General features: G+C 51.6%; 11 protein-coding genes. 6 read left to right on the top strand and 5 right to left on the bottom strand.

Going from position 1 to position 18,883, the window contains the following annotated elements:
- Positions 1-45: 45 nt before the first annotated feature.
- Positions 46-486, top strand: coding sequence for an NUDIX hydrolase (locus C4F51_RS07235; RefSeq protein ID WP_193908517.1), 441 nt, complete (start codon positions 46-48; stop codon positions 484-486).
- 284 nt (positions 487-770) lie between these two features.
- Here the strand turns inward: C4F51_RS07235 and C4F51_RS07230 are convergent, their stop codons facing one another.
- A complete protein-coding gene (locus C4F51_RS07230; RefSeq protein ID WP_193908515.1) occupies positions 771-3,851 on the bottom strand; it encodes an efflux RND transporter permease subunit in 3,081 nt (1,026 codons plus the stop codon).
- Between the two features lie 80 nt (positions 3,852-3,931).
- The gene (locus tag C4F51_RS07225) at positions 3,932-5,059 is read right to left on the bottom strand and encodes an efflux RND transporter periplasmic adaptor subunit (protein WP_193908513.1); all 1,128 of its coding nucleotides are present in this window, start codon (positions 5,057-5,059) and stop codon (positions 3,932-3,934) included.
- Between the two features lie 304 nt (positions 5,060-5,363).
- Here C4F51_RS07225 and C4F51_RS07220 point away from each other — a divergent pair, with 304 nt between their 5' ends.
- The 4 genes from C4F51_RS07220 (at position 5,364) to C4F51_RS07205 (ending at position 13,258) form a co-directional block, all read left to right on the top strand.
- Positions 5,364-5,957 (top strand): TetR/AcrR family transcriptional regulator, encoded by a 594-nt coding sequence (locus C4F51_RS07220; RefSeq protein ID WP_193908512.1) that lies wholly within the window; start codon positions 5,364-5,366, stop codon positions 5,955-5,957.
- A gap of 119 nt (positions 5,958-6,076) precedes the next feature.
- A complete protein-coding gene (metG, locus tag C4F51_RS07215) occupies positions 6,077-8,107 on the top strand; it encodes a methionine--tRNA ligase (RefSeq protein ID WP_193908511.1) in 2,031 nt (676 codons plus the stop codon).
- 216 nt (positions 8,108-8,323) lie between these two features.
- The gene (locus C4F51_RS07210; protein ID WP_193908504.1) at positions 8,324-12,613 is read left to right on the top strand and encodes an RCC1 domain-containing protein; all 4,290 of its coding nucleotides are present in this window, start codon (positions 8,324-8,326) and stop codon (positions 12,611-12,613) included.
- Positions 12,614-12,628: 15 nt separating this feature from the next.
- Entirely contained in the window at positions 12,629-13,258 is a 630-nt protein-coding gene (locus C4F51_RS07205) for a hypothetical protein (RefSeq protein ID WP_193908502.1), read from the top strand.
- Positions 13,259-13,570: 312 nt separating this feature from the next.
- Here C4F51_RS07205 and C4F51_RS07200 read toward each other — a convergent pair whose 3' ends face one another.
- The 3 genes from C4F51_RS07200 to C4F51_RS07190 form a co-directional block, all read right to left on the bottom strand.
- Positions 13,571-13,918, bottom strand: a complete 348-nt coding sequence (locus C4F51_RS07200; RefSeq protein ID WP_193908500.1) for a RidA family protein — start codon at positions 13,916-13,918, stop codon at positions 13,571-13,573.
- A gap of 36 nt (positions 13,919-13,954) precedes the next feature.
- On the bottom strand, positions 13,955-16,372 hold the full coding sequence (locus C4F51_RS07195) for a beta-N-acetylhexosaminidase (RefSeq protein ID WP_193908499.1): 2,418 nt from the start codon (positions 16,370-16,372) through the stop codon (positions 13,955-13,957).
- Positions 16,373-16,464: 92 nt separating this feature from the next.
- Positions 16,465-17,694 (bottom strand): amino acid deaminase, encoded by a 1,230-nt coding sequence (locus C4F51_RS07190; protein WP_193908497.1) that lies wholly within the window; start codon positions 17,692-17,694, stop codon positions 16,465-16,467.
- Between the two features lie 299 nt (positions 17,695-17,993).
- Here C4F51_RS07190 and C4F51_RS07185 point away from each other — a divergent pair, with 299 nt between their 5' ends.
- The gene (locus C4F51_RS07185; RefSeq protein ID WP_193908495.1) at positions 17,994-18,860 is read left to right on the top strand and encodes a MurR/RpiR family transcriptional regulator; all 867 of its coding nucleotides are present in this window, start codon (positions 17,994-17,996) and stop codon (positions 18,858-18,860) included.
- Positions 18,861-18,883: the final 23 nt, after the last annotated feature.

The raw sequence follows: 18,883 nt of genomic DNA, 5'->3' as shown, positions 1-18,883 counted from the left end.
CTTGCCCTACCCTGTTGCATTGCAATTTTTACGTTGAGGAATTTTATGAGTTGGGCACCCCACGTTACCGTTGCCACCATTGTTGAACGCGACGGGCGCTTTTTGCTGGTTTATGAAGAAGCCGAAGGAAAAAAAGTCTACAACCAGCCCGCCGGGCACCTGGAAGCCAACGAAACGCTGATCGAAGCCGCTATCCGCGAGACATTGGAGGAAACCGGCTGGGATGTAAAACCCGAAGCGGTGGTCAGCGTGCGGCTCTATGAAGCGCCGACCAATGGCATTACCTATCTGCGTGTTACTTTCGCAGCAACAGCGATTGCCCAACACCCGGACAGAGCACTGGATAACGGAATTATTGAGGCAGTATGGTTGAGCCGGGAAGAAATTGTAGCGCGCTTGCCGGAGTTGCGGAGCCCGATGACATTGGAAGTGATTGATGAATATTTGTCAGGCAAGCGATTTGATTTGTCGTTGCTGGGAAATTAATAAAGTAGGGGAAAAAGTGTACTTTGAATAAAAAAGGACAGCCTGAGCTGTCCTTTTTTATTGTCGAGTTACTTACGCTTTATTAGCGCGACAATCATTAACCGTACGTTCGTCATCAGGATTTAGTGTTCCAAAAACGCATAAATACATTCCCTGTAGCTCTGACGAGTCATCCCTGGCCGGGCGCCCTGACTAACAGTTTTGGAACACTAAATCCTGACGCCAAACTCACAGTGTGCCCGCCTGAGACCTTCACTAACTGGAGAACCTTTCAGTACTTCGCTTTAAACACCCGCCTCCAGATCAGCAAGACGCTGCGCATCTTTCTGGTGATCTTTCGCCAGCAACACATAAACCGACGGCAGAATAAATAACGTAAAGATAGTACCAATTGCCATACCGAAGACCAGTACCAGACCAATTGCGTTACGCGCTTCTGCACCCGGGCCCGAGGCAAAAATCAAGGGCGCGTGACCGGCAACAGTCGAAACGCTGGTCATCATTACCGGGCGCAAACGGATAATAGAGGCTTCGCGCACCGCATCAATTTTATTCATGCCTTGTAACTGCATCCGGTTAGCAAACTCCACCACCAGAATACCGTTACGTGCAATCAACCCCATCAACGTTACCAACCCGACCTGCGAATAGATATTCAACGTGGTGGTGAAGTGGTCGGTAAAGTGAGGCATGGGTGCCGGCATTTTCAGGAAGGTAAAAATCAGCGCACCAAATACCGCCAATGGCACTGAACCGGCGAGGATCACAATAGGGTCGCGGAAGCTGTTGTACTGCGCGGCCAGCACCAGGAAGATCATCGCCAACGCCAATGTGAAGGCTGGCAGGAAAGCATTACCTTCCCGAATTAACTGACGGGATTCACCAGTGTAATCAATGCTGTAACTGCGCGGCATAATTTTGCGCGCTTCGGTTTCCATAAAGTTCAGTGCAGTGCCCAGCGGCTGCATAGTAACGGCACTGATTTTTACCGCGTTCAATTGCTGCATACGGTTGATGGAGCGCGGCACGGTGCTGTGCGAAATACTGGCGATTTGATCCAGGCGAATCAACTGACCTTCCGGGCCGGTGATGTAGAGTTTTTCAAGATCATCCGGGGTTAAACGACCAGTGCGTTTGACTTGCGGAATGACTTTGTAACTCTGACCCGACATATTGAAGCGATTGACGTAACCGCCGCCCAGCAAAGTACCCAGATCATAAGTAACAGTTTGCAAATCCAGCCCGAGGTCAGCGACTTTTTCACGGTCAATCGCCAGCCGGTACTCCGGTTGGTCAACTTTCATGTCCAGCAACACGAAAGGAAACATGCCGCTATCCAGCATGACTTTTTCGAGTTTTTTCGCTACTTCGTAAATGTCCCTGCTTTCATCGGTGGAAGCAATCACAAACTCCACCGGGAAATCACCACCGCCAGGCAAAGGCGCAGGTGTAATAGGAATAACCCGGATGCCTGAGATCTCGCCGGTCACACGTTTTACGTCCGGTAGTACATCGAAAATACTGTCGTCGCGTTGATCCCAGGGTTTCAACACCATACCGGCGAAACCACCGGTAGGAAAAGTTACCTGGAAGGTAAAGTCGGTTTGCGGCAGATCCATAATGGCTTTGTTTAACATGCGGCCATAAAACGCCGACTGATCTACCGTGGCGTTTGCCGGTGAGTCGATAATGTTAAAAATAACACCCTGATCTTCAACCGGTGCCAGCTCCTTGTTGGAGCCCATGTACATCACCGCTGCCAGCATGGCGATGCAAACCCAGAGCACATACACACCGGCTCGATTTTCCAGCGTTGCATTCAATTTTCGGTTGTAAAAATTCTGAAAGCGTTCAAACGGTTTGGCGAGTGGTGCCGAGTAGCTTTTGTGGGCTTTCAAAAAACGTGAACCCAGCATTGGCGAGAGCGTAAGCGCAACCACCGCCGAAATAGTTACTGCGCCGGCCAGGGTAATGGCAAATTCACGGAATAGCGTACCCGTCAAACCACCAATAATACCGATAGGAACATACACGGAAATCATGGTGACGGTCATGGCGATGATCGGGCCGCCCAATTCGCGCGCGGCGATAATCGATGCTTCGAAAGGCTTTTTACCTTCTTCAATATGACGCTCGATATTTTCCACCATTACGATGGCATCATCGATGACCAGCCCCACGCTCAACACAATGGATAGTAGCGTTAACAGGTTTAGCGAGAAACCGCATACCTGCATAATAAATAGCGCGCCCACCAGCGATAAGGGAATGGCAATAACCGGAATCAATACCGAACGGCTGAACCCGAGGAACAGAAAAATAACGACTACAATAATCAATAAGGTTTCCGTTAAGGTACGGATAACTTCATGAATGGCCGCATCAATATACTCCGTTGCATCGTAAGCGATGGCGCCGCTTAAACCGGTGGGCAATTCAGCTTTGATAGCCTCCATCTCCTGGGTAACAGCCCTCATTACATCCAGCGAGTTTGCTGTGGGCGCTACCCAGATGCCCATGAATACTGCCGTCTGGCCTGAGTAATTTACCTCGGTGTTGTAGTCTTCTGCGCCCAATACAACATCGGCAACGTCTTGCAGGCGAATCACACCTTCACCGGTATCGCGAATAACCAGTTGTTTAAAGTCATCAACGCGGCGTAAATCGGTATCGGCACTCAGGTTAACCTGGGTGTAATGGCCGCGCGTTTGCCCGATGGCGGCCTGAACGTTGTTGCTGGCCAACGCCTGGCGAATTTGCAGCGGCGAAATATTCAGCGCTGCCATTTGTTCCGGCTTTAACCAGATACGCATGGCAAAGGTGCGGCCACCGAGCACATCGGCTTTTTGCACACCGGCCACCGCGGTAAGGCGCGGCTGTACCGAGCGGGTAAGGAACTCGGTAATCTGGTTGGGTTCGAGAATATCGGAATTAAACGTAATGTAAGCCGAGGCAAACTGGCTATCCGGCCCTTCAATACTGATGGAAGGAATTTCGGCTTCCGGCGGCAGATTACTGCGCACCTGATTAACCTTGGCGCTAATCTCGGTCATCGCTTTGAGCGGGTCATAGTTCAAACGCAAATGCGCACGAACGGTAGACATGCTCATGGTGCTTTCGGAAGCGATGTAATCAATCCCTTCGGCGGAGGCAATTGCCCGCTCAATCGGCGTGGTAACAAAGCCGCGAATCAGTTCAGCGTTAGCCCCGACATACACGGTGTTGATGGTGATCACGGCGATATCGCTGCGCGGGTATTGGCGCACACTCAGGTTGGAGGCGGCCTGAAAACCGGCCAGCAAAATCAGCAAGCTCACCACAATGGCGACGACCGGTCGCCTGATAAAAATATCCGTAAAATTCATACACTATTCCGCAGTGTGTGTCCTGTTGAACACGGTTAATCCTGATGGTGATTGATCACCGTACGGGTTTACGAAAATGATCAACTGTCTTCCGGTTCGGGTTGCAGTTGATAGTCCAGTGCCGGGGTGTCGGATATCACAATCGCCTGGCCGTTGTAGAGCTTGAAAGCGCCTGCGCTGACTACGTCATCCTGCTCGGTAAGGCCATCCAGAATCTGGATAAAATCGCCGCGTGATTTACCCAGTTTTACGAATTGCTGACGCGCCTTCAAACCGCCTTTTTCTGCATCGTCTTCAATCACAAATACGGTGTCGCCATAAGGTGCGTGAATCACAGCAGTGAGCGGCACCACCAGCGATTCAATGGGGTCTGATATGGTCACGATAGTTTCAACCGCCATACCCGGAATCAAACGGTTTTCCGGATTTTCCAGGGAAGACTGCACGGTGGCATTACGGGTAGCCGAATTGATCTCGGCACCGATGGCGGTAATCACACCGTCAAAGGTTTTCTCAGAACCGTCACCGGCGCGCACTGAAACCGGCTGGCCATTGGTCATACGCACCAACCATTGTTGCGGCACCGGGAAGTTGACGCGAATACGATCAGTCGCTTGCAGGGAAACAATTGGTGAACCGACTTGCAGGTCTTTACCCAGATCGACCTGACGAATACCGAGACGACCGCTGAACGGGGCGCGGATCTGTTTCTTTTTCAGGGTCGTTTTCAAATCTTCTGTATCAGCGCGAGAGGACTGCAATTGTTGCGAAGCCGCATCCAACTCACTTTGGGAAATGGTGTTGGACGCGCGCAGCGACTTCAGCCGCTGGAAGTTGGCGTCAGCCAGCTTTGACCGTGCTTCGGCGGCATCAAGCTGGGCTTTTTCGTTACCGGATTCCTGCTCAACCAGCAGTGTGCCTGCTTCTACAAACTCACCGGACTGAAACAAAATGCGCTGCACTTTGCCGGCAACTTCAGCATTGATGGTGATACCTTCATGAGCCTCTACGGTACCTACCGCCGTAAATTCATTCGGCCATGCCTGGCGGGCAACTCTGTAGCTGCTCACCGATTCCGGCGGTACCGCAAAAAACTCTTCGGCACCTGTCGCCAGACGGTAAATCTGCTCTCCTTTAATGGCAGCCAATATCGCCAAAATTACCATCAAAATCAGTACCGCAATACCGATGGATTTCAATCTAGTCATAAAACAACCATCCAGTGGATAAAGAAAAATCTGCACGGCAAATACTGGCCGCGAATTTTGAAATTGTTACATAGGCTGACAAGCTTTGGAGAGTCACAATTGTCATAAAGTGTTGACCCGATATAGCGGTCTGATGAGACCTGCGGGCAGGGGCGCACCTGACGAAAAAGTATACTATTTGTTTTTGGTCGATCGTCCAAGTAGAATTTGACGAGCGACCAAATGCAGGCAGACGCCAATCATTATCCATAGCCAACTGTCATGCCCTGTCAGTAGTTGCGCACCCGTTGTCCGGAGAATTGTCATGACAGATATCAGCAGCGAACAACCCCGCTGTCGCATTTTATTGGCAGCCAGAAAGCTGTTTCACCGCAAAGGTTTTTTTGCTACCTCCATCAGCGATGTCGCCGAAGAGGCTGGCGTATTAAAAGGACACCTGTCTTATTATTTCCCCAGCAAATCCAACCTGCTCAGCGGCACAACCTCCATTATCGAAACCGAACTGGGCGAGCAGCTCAATGGCTGGGCTGATGAGAGTGGCGATTATCAGGAAATTATCGGCAAAGCGTTGCAAGCCTATGAAGAATCAGCCACCGAGCTGGCAAGCTGGGGCTGCGTGATTGGCACGCTCAATAATGAGCTGGCAAAAGACAACGCACCTTTGCAGCAGGAACCACGCCATCTTCTGGAGATGATCCAGCAATGGCTACAGACCCAGTTTTTGCGGCACTTCCCCGCTGAAATGGCCAGCAAACTGGCGGAACAACTGCTTTGCATGTTGCAAGGTGCGGCACTTCTCGCCCACGCTTACCGCGACCCGGCGGTCATCAAACGGCAGGTAACCGGCATGCGCCAATGGCTGGCCGGGCTGGATAAGGCCGCTGAACCCTGCCAGTAAAAATGCTATAGTAGCGCCCATTCATGGCAGTGCCCCACGTTTAATAGCCGCTTGATAGCAGCATCGGCAACGCCTGACCTCCCTTCGTTTTCAACTTTCGGTACCAACCCGGGATGCTTATGACTCAGGAAAGAAAAATCCTTGTTACCAGTGCTTTGCCCTACGCCAATGGCTCGATCCATTTGGGCCACCTGGTGGAATATATCCAGACCGATATCTGGGTGCGCTTTCAAAAATTGCGCGGCGCCAACTGTATTTATGTGTGTGCAGACGATGCCCACGGCACCGCCATCATGTTAAAAGCAGAGCAACTGGGGCTGACCCCGGAACAGCAAATTGCCAACGTCAAAGCCGAGCACGAAAAAGACTTTGCCGCTTTTGGTATCGCGTTTGATAACTATCACTCTACCCACAGTGAAGAAAACCGCGAACTCTCCACCATGATTTACAAGCGCTTGCGTGACAACGGCCATATTGCCAGCCGTTTTATCACCCAGGCTTACGACCCCGAAAAAAATCTTTTCCTCGCCGACCGTTACATCAAAGGCACCTGCCCGAAATGTAAAACGCCTGATCAGTATGGCGATAACTGCGAAGCTTGCGGCGCTACCTATTCGCCCACCGATTTGATTGACCCGCGCTCGGCAATTTCCGGTGCGACGCCGGTTGCCAAAGACTCTGAACATTTTTTCTTTACCTTGCCCGCCTTCAGTGACTTTCTGAAAACCTGGACCCGTGCCGGTCATTTGCAAGATGAAGTTGCCAACAAAATGGCTGAATGGCTGGATGCCGGTTTGCAGGAATGGGACATTTCCCGCGATGCACCCTACTTCGGTTTTGAAATTCCCGATCAGCCGGGCAAATATTTTTATGTATGGCTGGACGCCCCCATCGGCTACATCGCCAGTTTGAAAAACTACGGTGACCGTCACGGCATTAATTGGGAAGATTACTGGAAGCCGGATTCCGATGCCGAGGTGTATCACTTTATCGGCAAGGACATCGTTAATTTCCATGCGCTCTTCTGGCCGGCCATGTTGCACTCCGCCAAATTGCGCACCCCCACCAAATTGTGCGTACACGGCTTTCTCACCGTGAACGGCAAAAAGATGAGCAAGTCGCGCGGCACGTTTATTAATGCCCGCACTTATCTGGATCACCTGAATCCGGAATATTTACGCTATTACTTTGCCGCCAAGCTGACCAGCAATGTGGATGATCTGGATTTGAATCTGGACGATTTCATCCAGCGCGTTAACAGCGATCTGGTGGGCAAGGTAGTCAACATCGCCAGCCGCACCGCCAAATTTATTAACAATGCCGGCGGTGTGCTTTCCACAACCGTAGCGGACAGCGCGCTGTGGCAGCGTTTTGTTGATAGCAGCGAAACGATTGCCGCGCATTACGAAGCGCGGGATTTTGGTAAAGCGATCCGCGAAATTATGGCGCTGGCGGATGCCGCTAACGAATACATTGCTACCCAGGAACCCTGGAAGCTGGCGAAGCAACCAGGTCAGGAACAACAAACGCAAGATGTATGCACACTGGGCATCAATATGTTCCGTGCGCTGCTCACCTGGTTAAAGCCGGTGCTGCCGCAGCTGACTGCCGATGCCGAAGCCTTCCTCGGTGAAACCCTGCAATGGAGCCAACCGCTGACCTTCCGCGGTGGCGAAAGCATTAATGCCTTCACCCCGCTGCTGTCACGCGTGGAAAAAGACAAGGTCGATGCGATGATTGAAGCCGGCAAAGAAGCACTGGCGGCATTGGCACCAGCAGCAGCGGCGCCATCGGAAGCAACCAGCCAGGAAGAACCGATTGCGGCAGAAATTGATTTCAACGATTTCGCCAAAGTGGATTTACGCATTGCCAAAATTGTTAATGCCGAACATGTCGAAGGTTCCGACAAATTGTTGCGCTTGACCCTGGATATCGGCAGCGAAACCCGCAATGTATTTTCAGGCATTAAAAGTGCGTATCAACCGGAACAACTGGTCGGCAAACTCACCGTCATGGTTGCCAACCTCAAACCCCGCAAAATGAAATTCGGCGTCAGCGAAGGCATGGTGCTGGCCGCCGGCCCGGGCGATAAGGAAATTTACTTGCTGGAACCCCACGACGGCGCAAAACCGGGGCAACGGGTGCTTTAAAGCAATCCCGCGCGAAATCCCCGAGCGTTCGGGATTTCGCGCCGTTTTGCCGCCAGCCATGGCACTTGAAATGGCCGATGATAATTATAAAATTTTTCATATTGCCTGAGTTCCAGGCGTCATAAAGCTGCATCGAATGCGAGCACTCCGCCATACTATGAGCGGCCCACGCCTCAGACGAGTGTTATTTAATCTTTCACGCGAAAAGGAATTTTAATGCGTGCATTACTGTTGTTTCTTCTCTGCTACCCAAGCGTCACCATGCCTGCTCATGCCGAGTCAGACTCTCTCCCGCAGTTGGCAGCGGGGTATTACCACACCTGTCTGTTACGTAACGACGAGGTGCATTGCTGGGGCGACAATACTTTTGGACAGGCGCAAGCGCCGAAGCTTGGGCACCCTACGTACATCGCTGCCGGTGGCAACTTGAGCTGTGCCATTGATCAAAAGGCGGTTATCTGTTGGGGCGGTACCGATTCAATACCATTAACTCCGCCGCCGCTGATTGATCCTGTTCATATTGCTATCAGCCACCGGGGTGACAGTGCCTGTGCCCTCGACCAGGGGCGACCGGTTTGCTGGGGTGCTATCCGGGAAACATTCTTTCAGAAAGAGTCACTCGCATTATCCAATCTGACCGACTTTTCAATCGGCAAGGACGTTCTGTGCGCAATCGGTGCAGAGCAAGTCAGCTGTGTCCGCTTTGCAGAAGAAAACACGCTTCACCTTCTGCCACACCCGACTCCCTTGTCCCATGCTCTGACTGTCGTCAAGCCGCAGAAAGTTGTCGTAGGTGACGGGCAGATCTGCGCGCAAGGCGCATACAGTACCCAATGTCAGTACCTGGGCGACTCAAATTACGTTTTCCGGCCGCTAAAAACCACTACCTTTTCGCTGGATGTGAACGGAAATGGCTGCGGTCTAAGCAAGCCGGATTATCTGACTTGCTGGCCGGAAGGCTCACTTCATGTCATGTTGACGGGGGCCAAAGCGGTAGCTCTTGGCGCCCACCACCTGTGCCTCGCCTCGGACGAGCAAGTTGCCTGCCGGGGCGAGAATAATCTGGGGCAGCTTGATCATTCAGTGAAGCCCGGCCAACAGCTTCAACCACGCGACATTCGCATTGAGCCAACCCCGCATCCGAACCGCCTTAGCATCACTTTTCCCGACCAGCGGGGCACTGCACTTTGGGAAAAGAAAAGAGAATACGGCCACCCGTCAGCCACCTTTGTGCGGCTGCCAGATGAAGATCAGTCGTCGCAATTGCTTAACCTTGCCGACACCGGTTGTATCGTGGAGCACAAGATGTCGGCCAAGGCAGAAGACGTGGTGCTCCCTCAAATTTACCGCATGGCTGCTGACCTGGACACGGATTGCAGCAATCCCCGCCATGGCTTTTATGCAAACGATGTTTCTGCCGCTGTTCAAATTCAACAAAGCGATGCGGGTATTGTCATCACCATCAATGACAAAAAAACAGTAGGCAACTATTTGAATGAAAGCGGTTCTCTGAGCATTTCTTCACCCCAAATTACGCAATCAGAGCGTTTTATCGCCTTCACTCCCACGGGTTCGGGCGAGTCAACAATCCACTACGCATCCGAGTTTCTGCTACTGGATTTGCAGAAGCAAAAGACCTATCGCATCGCGACGCCCAACGCTGCCCGCTCCCCACAAATTTTGACCTACCAAAATAAATTCCTCTTTTCTTATTCCGGGAATGGCGAATACGCGTTTGGCGAATTATCCTCGTTTGATCCTGAAACATGGATAAGCCGGCCTATCGAGGGCTGGCAAGGCAGCGCCTGCGGAGCTGCATCGCTGTCGTTTGTCAGAGACAGACTGCACTCGCAAACAGATTCCTACATGGCTTGCAATGCAGGAAGGCCTCACACACATCAAGGCAAATTTATAGCCCCCTACGAGATCCAGCTAACCTACAGCGACTACGCAAAAAACGATGGCGGTGATGCGGAAAGTTACATTGAGGAACTCTTTAAACCGGCTGATTTCGTTTCAGTATCCGGTCAACGTCTTCAAACCGCCGGACGTTACTTCTACAACATTGATAACCATCAATTAACACTCACCCCGATAGACATTCAATACCAGTGGCCGATACCTTTAGTACAACAACCTGAAGACGAGCAACATGATGCGCCGTCCATCGTCGGCCAGTTCGATGGCTGGATTGAGTTCGGCGTGCTCCACCTGCAATTTGAAGTCAACAACGAGGCAGCTATTGATGGCATACGCCTGGCTTTGCAGGTAGCACTGATAGACGCAGCTGACACCAGCCAGACCCGCATAAGAGGCAAGCAAGCGTACTGGGAAGTGGGCTTTACCGTCTCCGGCACTCCGCTGAAGGTCGCGCTTGAAGATAGCAACGCTCTGCTTGAATCAGGGTTGAGCCAGGATGTTGTAGATACTCTCGCATCGGGTGTGGTCGCAGTGCAAAGTGAAAAAACCGTTAGCGGCAAGGTTCATTATCATCTTACTGTCGATACGGCGGCATTTCCCCTACGCAGCATTCACGGCGGTACGGCGCTGCAATTGCAATTACGAAGCAGCTCCAACCGGGATAATCCAATAACCCTGGACCCGCGCCACATCACCGCCAAAAATGGCTGGTATGGGTTTTCTCCGCTTTCCGCCCGACTGATGGCCGGTTGGGGTGATGAAATCTTGCCGCGCAGCCTCGTCAATGGCAGCTTCTCGCATGCGGTTCTGGTCGAAGGAGACCTCTACCTGGCAGCACCCGATACGCAACGCTTCACGCCCTATACTGCGTCCGCACCCGATGAACAGTGGTTGCAACAGCATCGTCTGCTTAGCTTGCAACCGGAAGAAATAGCACAACTGGTATCAACCCACGATATCAGAAAAATTTTCTATACCCTCACTGACGATAGCCTTCGCGCATTTGTATTTTTTTACGAACCAGGCCATCCCGGTAATGAAAATGTGTCGGTTATTGATTACGACGCGGATGGAAATGTACTGCGCAGCACCAGCCCCTACCCTTATTTCGATTATTGTTATCGTTATTGTGATGACGAGGATGCCCCACAACCGGAAAATTTCTCCGCCTACCAATTGGACACGAAACAAGTCATTATTTTTACGGGATCTGAATATTTGGTGTTTGATCCCGGGAGCTATCAATGGGTATCCGCTGCTGGCAATCTGACGGATCTCATCAGGATATTTACTGAAGGGGATACCGACGCCTACTCTTTTATTGACGCCACCTATTTCCCTGAAAACCGTCTTAATCTCTACACCGTATCTCCCATCGGAGAGCAACCGATCCAATTCCGGAGTAACGTTTTTACCGAGCCACTGACGGGTATCCGCTTTAGAGATCCGAACCTCGGAAAATGTGTTTCCTTGGCAATGGTGAAAGCAATCGTCTTCAACCCCAAAGCCACGCTTGAGGATATCAAGTCGCTCGCCTGTGACTGGCAGATTATCCAATTAGAGGGTATAGAGGCGCTTCAACAACTTGTCTCCGTGAAGCTGCCTCTGGAAAAGAGCGCTTCGCTTCAGCTATTGGCGGCGCTGCCCAACTTAAAGCGTGTGTCTCTTCAAGGCGAGGATATTGACCTGGCCTGGTTGGCAGATAATCCGCTGGAAGAGCTATCCCTCACCGGAGAAAATGTTGACCTCTTGCAATTGGCGGGTAGCCATATTGGCCATATGTACATTAAGAGCAACGGCGTGTCCCTTAACGCCCTGAGTGATATTCAATCGCTGCAAAAGCTGGATCTCGATCATTCACTACTGCTGCCAGTCACGAATGAAACGCTCCTTGAACACAAATTTGCTGACCTGGAAGAATTGATCCACCAGGGCTATAGCGACGTTCCGCTACTCAGGTATTTTCCGAAGTTGAAGAAGGCCAGGCTATTTAAGATCATCAATGAGGAATGCCCGGCTTCAACAACGATTGAAGTCCTGGAACTGGCGGGATCACCCATGCCATTACAGGCATCTTGTTATGCTGATCTTCGAGAGTTTCGGAGCAAGAGTGCTGGCAACATTTACGATTGCGGAAAAGAATTGTTCAAAGGAGACGGCTTTGAAAAGTTGACCAACCTGCAACTGACTTGCTTTGATAAACAAGCTTTCGAGAAATTACCCTCGGTGACTCATCTCACCACCAGCTACTTATCAACGCCTATTGGAGCGCAGGTAAAATTTCTCGATATGGGTAACAGCCTTTGCCCGGATGACAGCCTGCTCACCGCTACTGATAACTTGACGCTGCGCTGCCTGATGTACGGGGAACAACGCGATTTCAAACCTCGCATCACGGCAGAATTCCGGTTAACCAGAGCGGTGACTGGCGACTCAATGAACCAGACCAACAGCAGCCTGACCGCCAAACTTTATAATAATGACGCCTTACCAAAGCTGTTCACCGCAAGCCGCGGTTACCGCGCCCTGGATCTGGAGAAAGTTGAGAAGTTGGATGTAGAGGTATACGGCCGCACACCAATTTGAGAGGTTATCGGGAAGATGCCAGCGCTTAAAAACCTGCGCCTTCGCTCTCATAAGGAAAACGACCCGGAATTTGTGTTCCGTCTACCCAAATTGGAGGCTCTGGAACATCTGGATATCGGCGGCTTTAACAAGATCGACATCTCACAAATTGAGCCATCCTCTCTTATAAGTTTGCAGGTAACCGCTTCAGAAGACCCGTTTGTGTCGCGCGTTAATTGGCATCAGTTTCTGAAGTTGCGCCAACTGAAGCTACCTGCGGGGCATCCGGTGTCGCTGGAAAATTTACCCTGCAACCTCAAGCGGCTGGATGCTTTGATCGACGTAACGGCAGCGGCGGAGACACAAGGGTGCAGCACTTTTGAAGAAGTGATTTTTAAAGGTGAACCGCGTGATACCTACGGCCTCAATTTTCAACGCCAACTCACTGGCGCGATAAAAAGAGACCATGAGAGCACGGACTACTATTCCGTGCTCTGGAATGAGGACGATAAGAACGAATTTCTCAAGGATCGCCAATTTCACGACACGCAGCTGGCAAGCATTGAGCAACTAACCCGCTCTCCCGCGATGAACGCAGTTTTTGAACGAGGTGGCATGATAAGGGCATCTTTATACCTTCGCGAACTGGGGGTTTCGGTTGATTGACCGGCCCCCCACTTCCCAGGAAAATTTACCTTCCTTCTTCAAAATCAAATTGACAATCACCATGGCGTAATCAACAGGCCGAATTGGCAGGCTCATAAGAAACGGCAGGGTTTGTTCTTTCTTCTCGTTGATCACACTGAGATTGATCATATGAAAACCTGCCGCAACCATCATCGTGGCAAGAACCGCAAGGGAAAGAGAATGGAAAGATCGGGTTGGACAACAATCTGAAAACAGGGGAATTCACGTGCACCATCGTTTGCAGACGAAGGCACGTGATAAATAACCGCAATGCGTTAAACCGTAAAAAAGTTATTCACACACCGCCACGAAAGCCATTTCAATCAGCATATCCGGATTCAACAACTCAACTTTTACACAAGCACGTGAAGGCGCACAACCTGCGGGCAGCCAGGCTTCCCACAAACGGTTCATGACTTCAACGTTTTGGCGGTCGGTGAGGTAAATTGTGGTGGAGAGCAAACGGGTTTTATCGCTGCCCATTAGCGCAAGGCGCTGTTCGGCCAAGGCTAATACCTGTTTGATTTGGCCTTCGGCACCCACTCTGGTGTCTTCCGGCACCTCGACAAAATGCGCGATGCCCTTGTAGATAGTGACATCGGACCAGCGCGGCTCCGGGTTGATTCGTTGAATGGTCATAAGGCTCTTCTCGCAAAAGGCGGAATGATGAACGGATTACCTGGCTGCATCAAGCAGGGATTCCACCGGGAAAGCCACCGACACCACCACCTCCTCGCGCATGCGCATGGCGTCGGTAAGGATTGCCTGAGCTTCACGCACCTCGCCTTCGGTGAGCGGCTGTTGTTGCGCAATACGATCCAGCAAATGCAAACCCAAACGGCTTACCATTTGTACCTGTTGTGCCAGCTCTTTTATCAGCGGCTGTTTTTCACCGGCGGTTGCCAGTACTGCCGGGTAATTGGCTACCCAGGATTCCAGCAGACTACGAATCACCCGCAGTGCCTCCGCATCGTCACGGCGCGGCAGCCAGTAATCAATGGCACGTTGCAGTTGATACAGGGTCAGGCTTTCTGCCGGCAGCGTATCTACAAAAAGATTCAACGGATCTTTACGGGAGTAAGTGGCATGCGCCGATTTTTCATGATGGCGATGGTAATACTGCGCCTGCTCTATGGCTTGCGATAAGATCCGGGTGGGTTGTATTTCTTCGATGCCGAGATTTTTCAACCCCTGCTCCTGTTGTTGCAAATGCTGCAAACCGATAGCGATAGCAGACCAATCGGAAATTCTATTCAAGCGGTGGTACAAATGATCTTCATCGCGTTTTTCCTGCGCCGACCATAAGCGCTCGCCAACCACAAAACCGCGCGGCCACAAACGCAAATCGAGCACTGACTCATTAATCATTTCCGCCCACAACGCCAGCTCACCCCCCAGAATATTGACGACCTGCTCTTCTTCAACCACCACCGGCAAGATGCCCGCCGGCGGCGTGGTTGCATCCAGCGTAGAACCGGCGATTTGTTTGCCGGACGCCACATAAGGAGCATTACCAACGATGACGGCACCGCCCAGTGTTTTGTTTTGCAGCAATAACCGCGAGCTGATGGGCCCCATCCAGGTATCCAGCTCGAAGCGCAATACGCCATGCACAAAACGCGGGTTTTTTAATTCGCGGCGGGCTTTGCCGGCAAAATCCATGTAGCCACGCCACTCGCCTTTTTCACTTTCAATAAGCGTGAAAGAACCCTGGATGGCAGACCCGCGTTTGCGCGGCAAGAAAAACTGCCAACTTTGCCAGTTTTCACCGGGGTGAATATTCTGATCCAGAATCAAGGCCTGCGGCACCGGTTCATTGCGATAATGGTAAGCAGACGTTTGCGGTTGATCGAGATAAAAGCCGGTTGAGAGAATTCCCTGAAAGCCCTGGTTTACCGCATTGCCCAACGCGTCCTGCCCTTGCCAGGATTGAATAACGATATCGCGCGGCAAATCCTGGTGCAAAATTTCATCCCAACCGATCATCTTTTTTTGCAAGCCGGTAAGAATGTCGGACACACGGCGATTGAAATATGCCTGCAGGGCGTGCGTATCGGCCAGTTGCTTTTGCTGCATAAAATCGCGAATGGCGGTATTGTTTTGCCAATGCTCAGGGTCAACTTCATCACCGCCAATATGGATGTAGTCAAACGGGAAAAGTGTTTTAACCTCGCCCAACAAATTTTCAATAAAGGTATACACCTCATCATTCGCCGGGTTCAGCAATGGCTTCAACACGCCCCAACGATCTTCCGGCGCATAAGGGCCGGGAGCCGACATCAGCTCGGGATAGGCGATGGCCAGCGCACTGACGTGACCCGGCATATCAATTTCCGGCAGCACATGAATACCACGATCCCAGGCGTAAGCCACCAACTCGCGTATTTGTTCCTGAGTAAAATATTGCCCACCGGATGCCTGCTGGTGCAAACGGGGATAGCGGCGGGATTCCATTCGCCAACCCTGGTCATCGGTGATATGCCAGTGAAAGATATTCAGCTTTGCCGCTGCCATGCCATCAATCTGGCGCTTCAACGCCTCCAGCGACATAAAATGCCGCGACACATCCAGCAAGGCGCCGCGCCAGATAAACCGCGGGGCGTCCTGAATGGTCACCGCCGGAATGCCCCAGCCACCATTATTTTGCTGCACCAGTTGGGACAGCGTTTCCAGCCCGTGCATCGCCCCCTGAACCGTCTCAGCGTGAAGCACAATGCCGGTAGTGGTAACGGTAAGCGCGTAGGATTCGTCAATGCCCGGTGAGGTGACCCTGTTATCGGCATCGTCGGATACCAGCTGCACGGTCAGTTGCGGTGATGATTTACGGCGGGATGATGGCAATGCCTGCACGGTAAATGGGTTTCCGGTAATACGCGAAACCCGCTCGGAAAACCGTTGCAAAGCTTTGTCCATGCGTAGCGAAGCAATACCTTCAACCTGATAATGCCATTCTGCATCCAACGCAAAAAAGCCCTCCTGCTGTTCAACAGATTGAGGCCATGGCATTAACGGCAAGAGTTTGTCTTCAAGCGCTGAGGCGCTGGTTGCGCCGCACCAGAGCACACAAGCGGTGATCCATGTCATCAGTTTCATAGTGATTTCCTGCTCATGCCGGCTCGCGGCCAACCATGATTTCAAAGCCGATTTTTATACAATTTTTTATTCAAAAAACTGTGTGCAAAAAATTATTGAAAAAAAGTTTCAATTTCTTCAACCACATCATAACGGTCAGAAATCACATTCATCCGCCGCCATTTATCAAAGGTGAGGCACGGGTGCGATGTACCAAAAGCAATCATATCGCCAACCCGTAAATCACTGCCGGCCGGAAATACCAGTTTGGCATGTTGATCCATCATGGATGCTACTTGCCATTCCTCCTGAATAGCCAGTGGTGCCTCCTCACCTGGACGGTAATGCAGCAGCGGCAAGGGTAAGCCTGCATCAAACGCCACATCGCGCTTGCCCATGCCAATAACCGCTACACCAGGCTCCGGAATGGATTGCACATAAGCCCAGATTTCCATCGCGCTTTGCAGGTCGTAGCCCATGGCGCGAGCAACCGAAGAACGCGCCATAATTTTTTGCTGACCGCAGTCGCACAAACCGTGGTCATGCACCAGGTAACAACCTGGCCGGATAACCGGCAGTATGGATGCAGGAAGATCCTCGGCAAAACGCTCAGCCACCAGATCGTACCAGGCAGAACCTGCACCACTGAGGATAACGCTATCGGTGTGAAACAAACCTCGGGTGATTAACGTTTGGCACATATCCTTTACCCGCAGCAAATGGGCGTTGACCTGAGCCACCGCATCTTCACCGTGAATAACGCCTTCATAGGTTTCAATGCCGGCCAGCTTGACCGCATGACATTGCTGCACTTTTTCTGCCAGCGCGATGACCGCCTCGCGAGTGCGTAAACCACAGCGACCACCGGCGATACCGACTTCAATCAAAACCTTGATCTGTTGCTGTTGCGCGGTAAAAAACTGCTCCAGTTGTTGCAGATTTTCTTCGCAATCCAGCAGGCAATAAAAATCGGTATCCGGGTTCGTTAAAAGACGGGAGATGATCAACATGTTCTGCCGCCCCACCAATTGATTGGCCATCAGAATCCGTCTTACGCCATGCTGCCAGGCATGGACGCACTGCACCGCAGTGGCCAGCGTTATGCCCCAGGCACCCGCTTGCAACTGCCGGGCAAATAACGCCGGAGCCATGGTGGTTTTTCCGTGCGGCGCGAGCGCCACCTGATAATGTGCGGCAAAATCGCGCATCCAGTGAAGGTTGTTTTGCAAACGACTTTGATACAACACCACCGCTGGCAAACTGATGTCTTCTCGCAACAGGTTGGCCGGCCCCTTGAGCATGGCTTCGCCCATCCCTTTCACCACATCTTTTCGATTTTGCATTGCTACATCTCTTGAAATACAAAGTTCTGACAAGCGCCTTGGCCGCGGAACCTGAACACTGGCGAACCGCCCTGGAAATTTACCAGCCATCCATTGCTTAACGCCAACAAATGAAATAAAGTACCAACAAAATAACACATTAAATGTTATTTAAAAACATAGCGATAATCACCCGTCATCGTCTGCAAGGTAAATCATAGACGGTGTTAAAGCAGCAACCCCGGCGGTAGAATGGCTTTCGGTATCAATTTGCATTTGCAGGTTGATGAACTGTTCGACCATCCACATGGGAATGCGCTGTGGCTAACGACATCGATATTGTTTCAAGAATCAGCAAGCTGCAGGATCAATTCAGCGAGGCCGAGAAAAAAATCGCCCGCCTGATTCTGGAGGATTTGAATTTTGCCGCCCACGCCAGCATCAACACTCTGGCAAAACGGGCCGAAGTTAGCGAAGCCACGGTTACCCGCTTTGCCAAAGTGCTGGATTGCAAAGATGTTCGCCACCTGAAATTACGCCTGGCGCAATCGCTGGCGGTAGGGCAGCGTTTTATTTCCGAGGTGACGATTGAACCCACCGGCATTCACGGTGTGTACGAAGCCATCAAATCAGCGCTGGATTTTAATGCCAACCTGATTACCACGGAGATTATTGAACCGGCTGCCGACCTGATCAGTAACGCCCGACAGGTATTAATTTTTGGCGTGGGAGGCGGCTCTACCATCATGGCGCAAGAGTGTCAGCATCGGCTGTTCAGACTGGGGCTGGCAGCCACCGCTTACAACGATCCGATGTTGATGCGCATGGCAGCAGCTGCCATTGAGCCCAATGATGTGGTTCTGGCGCTATCGCTGGGGGGTTTTAGCCCGGATGTAACCGATGCGGTCAATATCGCCCGGGAATACGGTGCCAAAGCGGTAACGATTACACCGCTGGACACGCCGCTGGCAGAAAGCTGCGATCTGGTGATTCCTATCGCGCCGATTGAGACAGATTATATTTTTAAACCCAGCGCTTCGCGCTATGTGCTGCTGGCAGCTATTGATGTACTGGCAACCGAGGTGGCAATTCGTCACAAGCGTAAAAGCCGGGAAAAATTACGCCGCCTCAAGCTGCACCTCGACAACCATAAACACGGTAACGACCGTTTACCACTGGGCGACTGATCGGTTGCCCTGTGTTCAAGGGG

Source organism: Cellvibrio polysaccharolyticus (genome assembly GCF_015182315.1).
GTDB classification, from domain to species: domain Bacteria; phylum Pseudomonadota; class Gammaproteobacteria; order Pseudomonadales; family Cellvibrionaceae; genus Cellvibrio; species Cellvibrio polysaccharolyticus.
The sequence above is the reverse complement of the archived record's forward strand: the minus strand, read 5'-3'. Positions and strand labels throughout refer to the sequence as shown.

Bases quoted from the DNA above. Each gene is read 5' to 3' on its own strand.
- C4F51_RS07210 (WP_193908504.1), top strand. From the start codon at position 8,324: ATGCGTGCATTACTGTTGTTTCTTCTCTGCTACCCAAGCGTCACCATG.
- C4F51_RS07190 (WP_193908497.1), bottom strand. From the start codon at position 17,694: ATGCAAAATCGAAAAGATGTGGTGAAAGGGATGGGCGAAGCCATGCTC.
- C4F51_RS07195 (WP_193908499.1), bottom strand. From the start codon at position 16,372: ATGAAACTGATGACATGGATCACCGCTTGTGTGCTCTGGTGCGGCGCA.
- C4F51_RS07230 (WP_193908515.1), bottom strand. From the start codon at position 3,851: ATGAATTTTACGGATATTTTTATCAGGCGACCGGTCGTCGCCATTGTG.
- C4F51_RS07225 (WP_193908513.1), bottom strand. From the start codon at position 5,059: ATGACTAGATTGAAATCCATCGGTATTGCGGTACTGATTTTGATGGTA.
- C4F51_RS07235 (WP_193908517.1), top strand. From the start codon at position 46: ATGAGTTGGGCACCCCACGTTACCGTTGCCACCATTGTTGAACGCGAC.
- C4F51_RS07220 (WP_193908512.1), top strand. From the start codon at position 5,364: ATGACAGATATCAGCAGCGAACAACCCCGCTGTCGCATTTTATTGGCA.
- C4F51_RS07205 (WP_193908502.1), top strand. From the start codon at position 12,629: ATGCCAGCGCTTAAAAACCTGCGCCTTCGCTCTCATAAGGAAAACGAC.
- C4F51_RS07200 (WP_193908500.1), bottom strand. From the start codon at position 13,918: ATGACCATTCAACGAATCAACCCGGAGCCGCGCTGGTCCGATGTCACT.
- metG (WP_193908511.1), top strand. From the start codon at position 6,077: ATGACTCAGGAAAGAAAAATCCTTGTTACCAGTGCTTTGCCCTACGCC.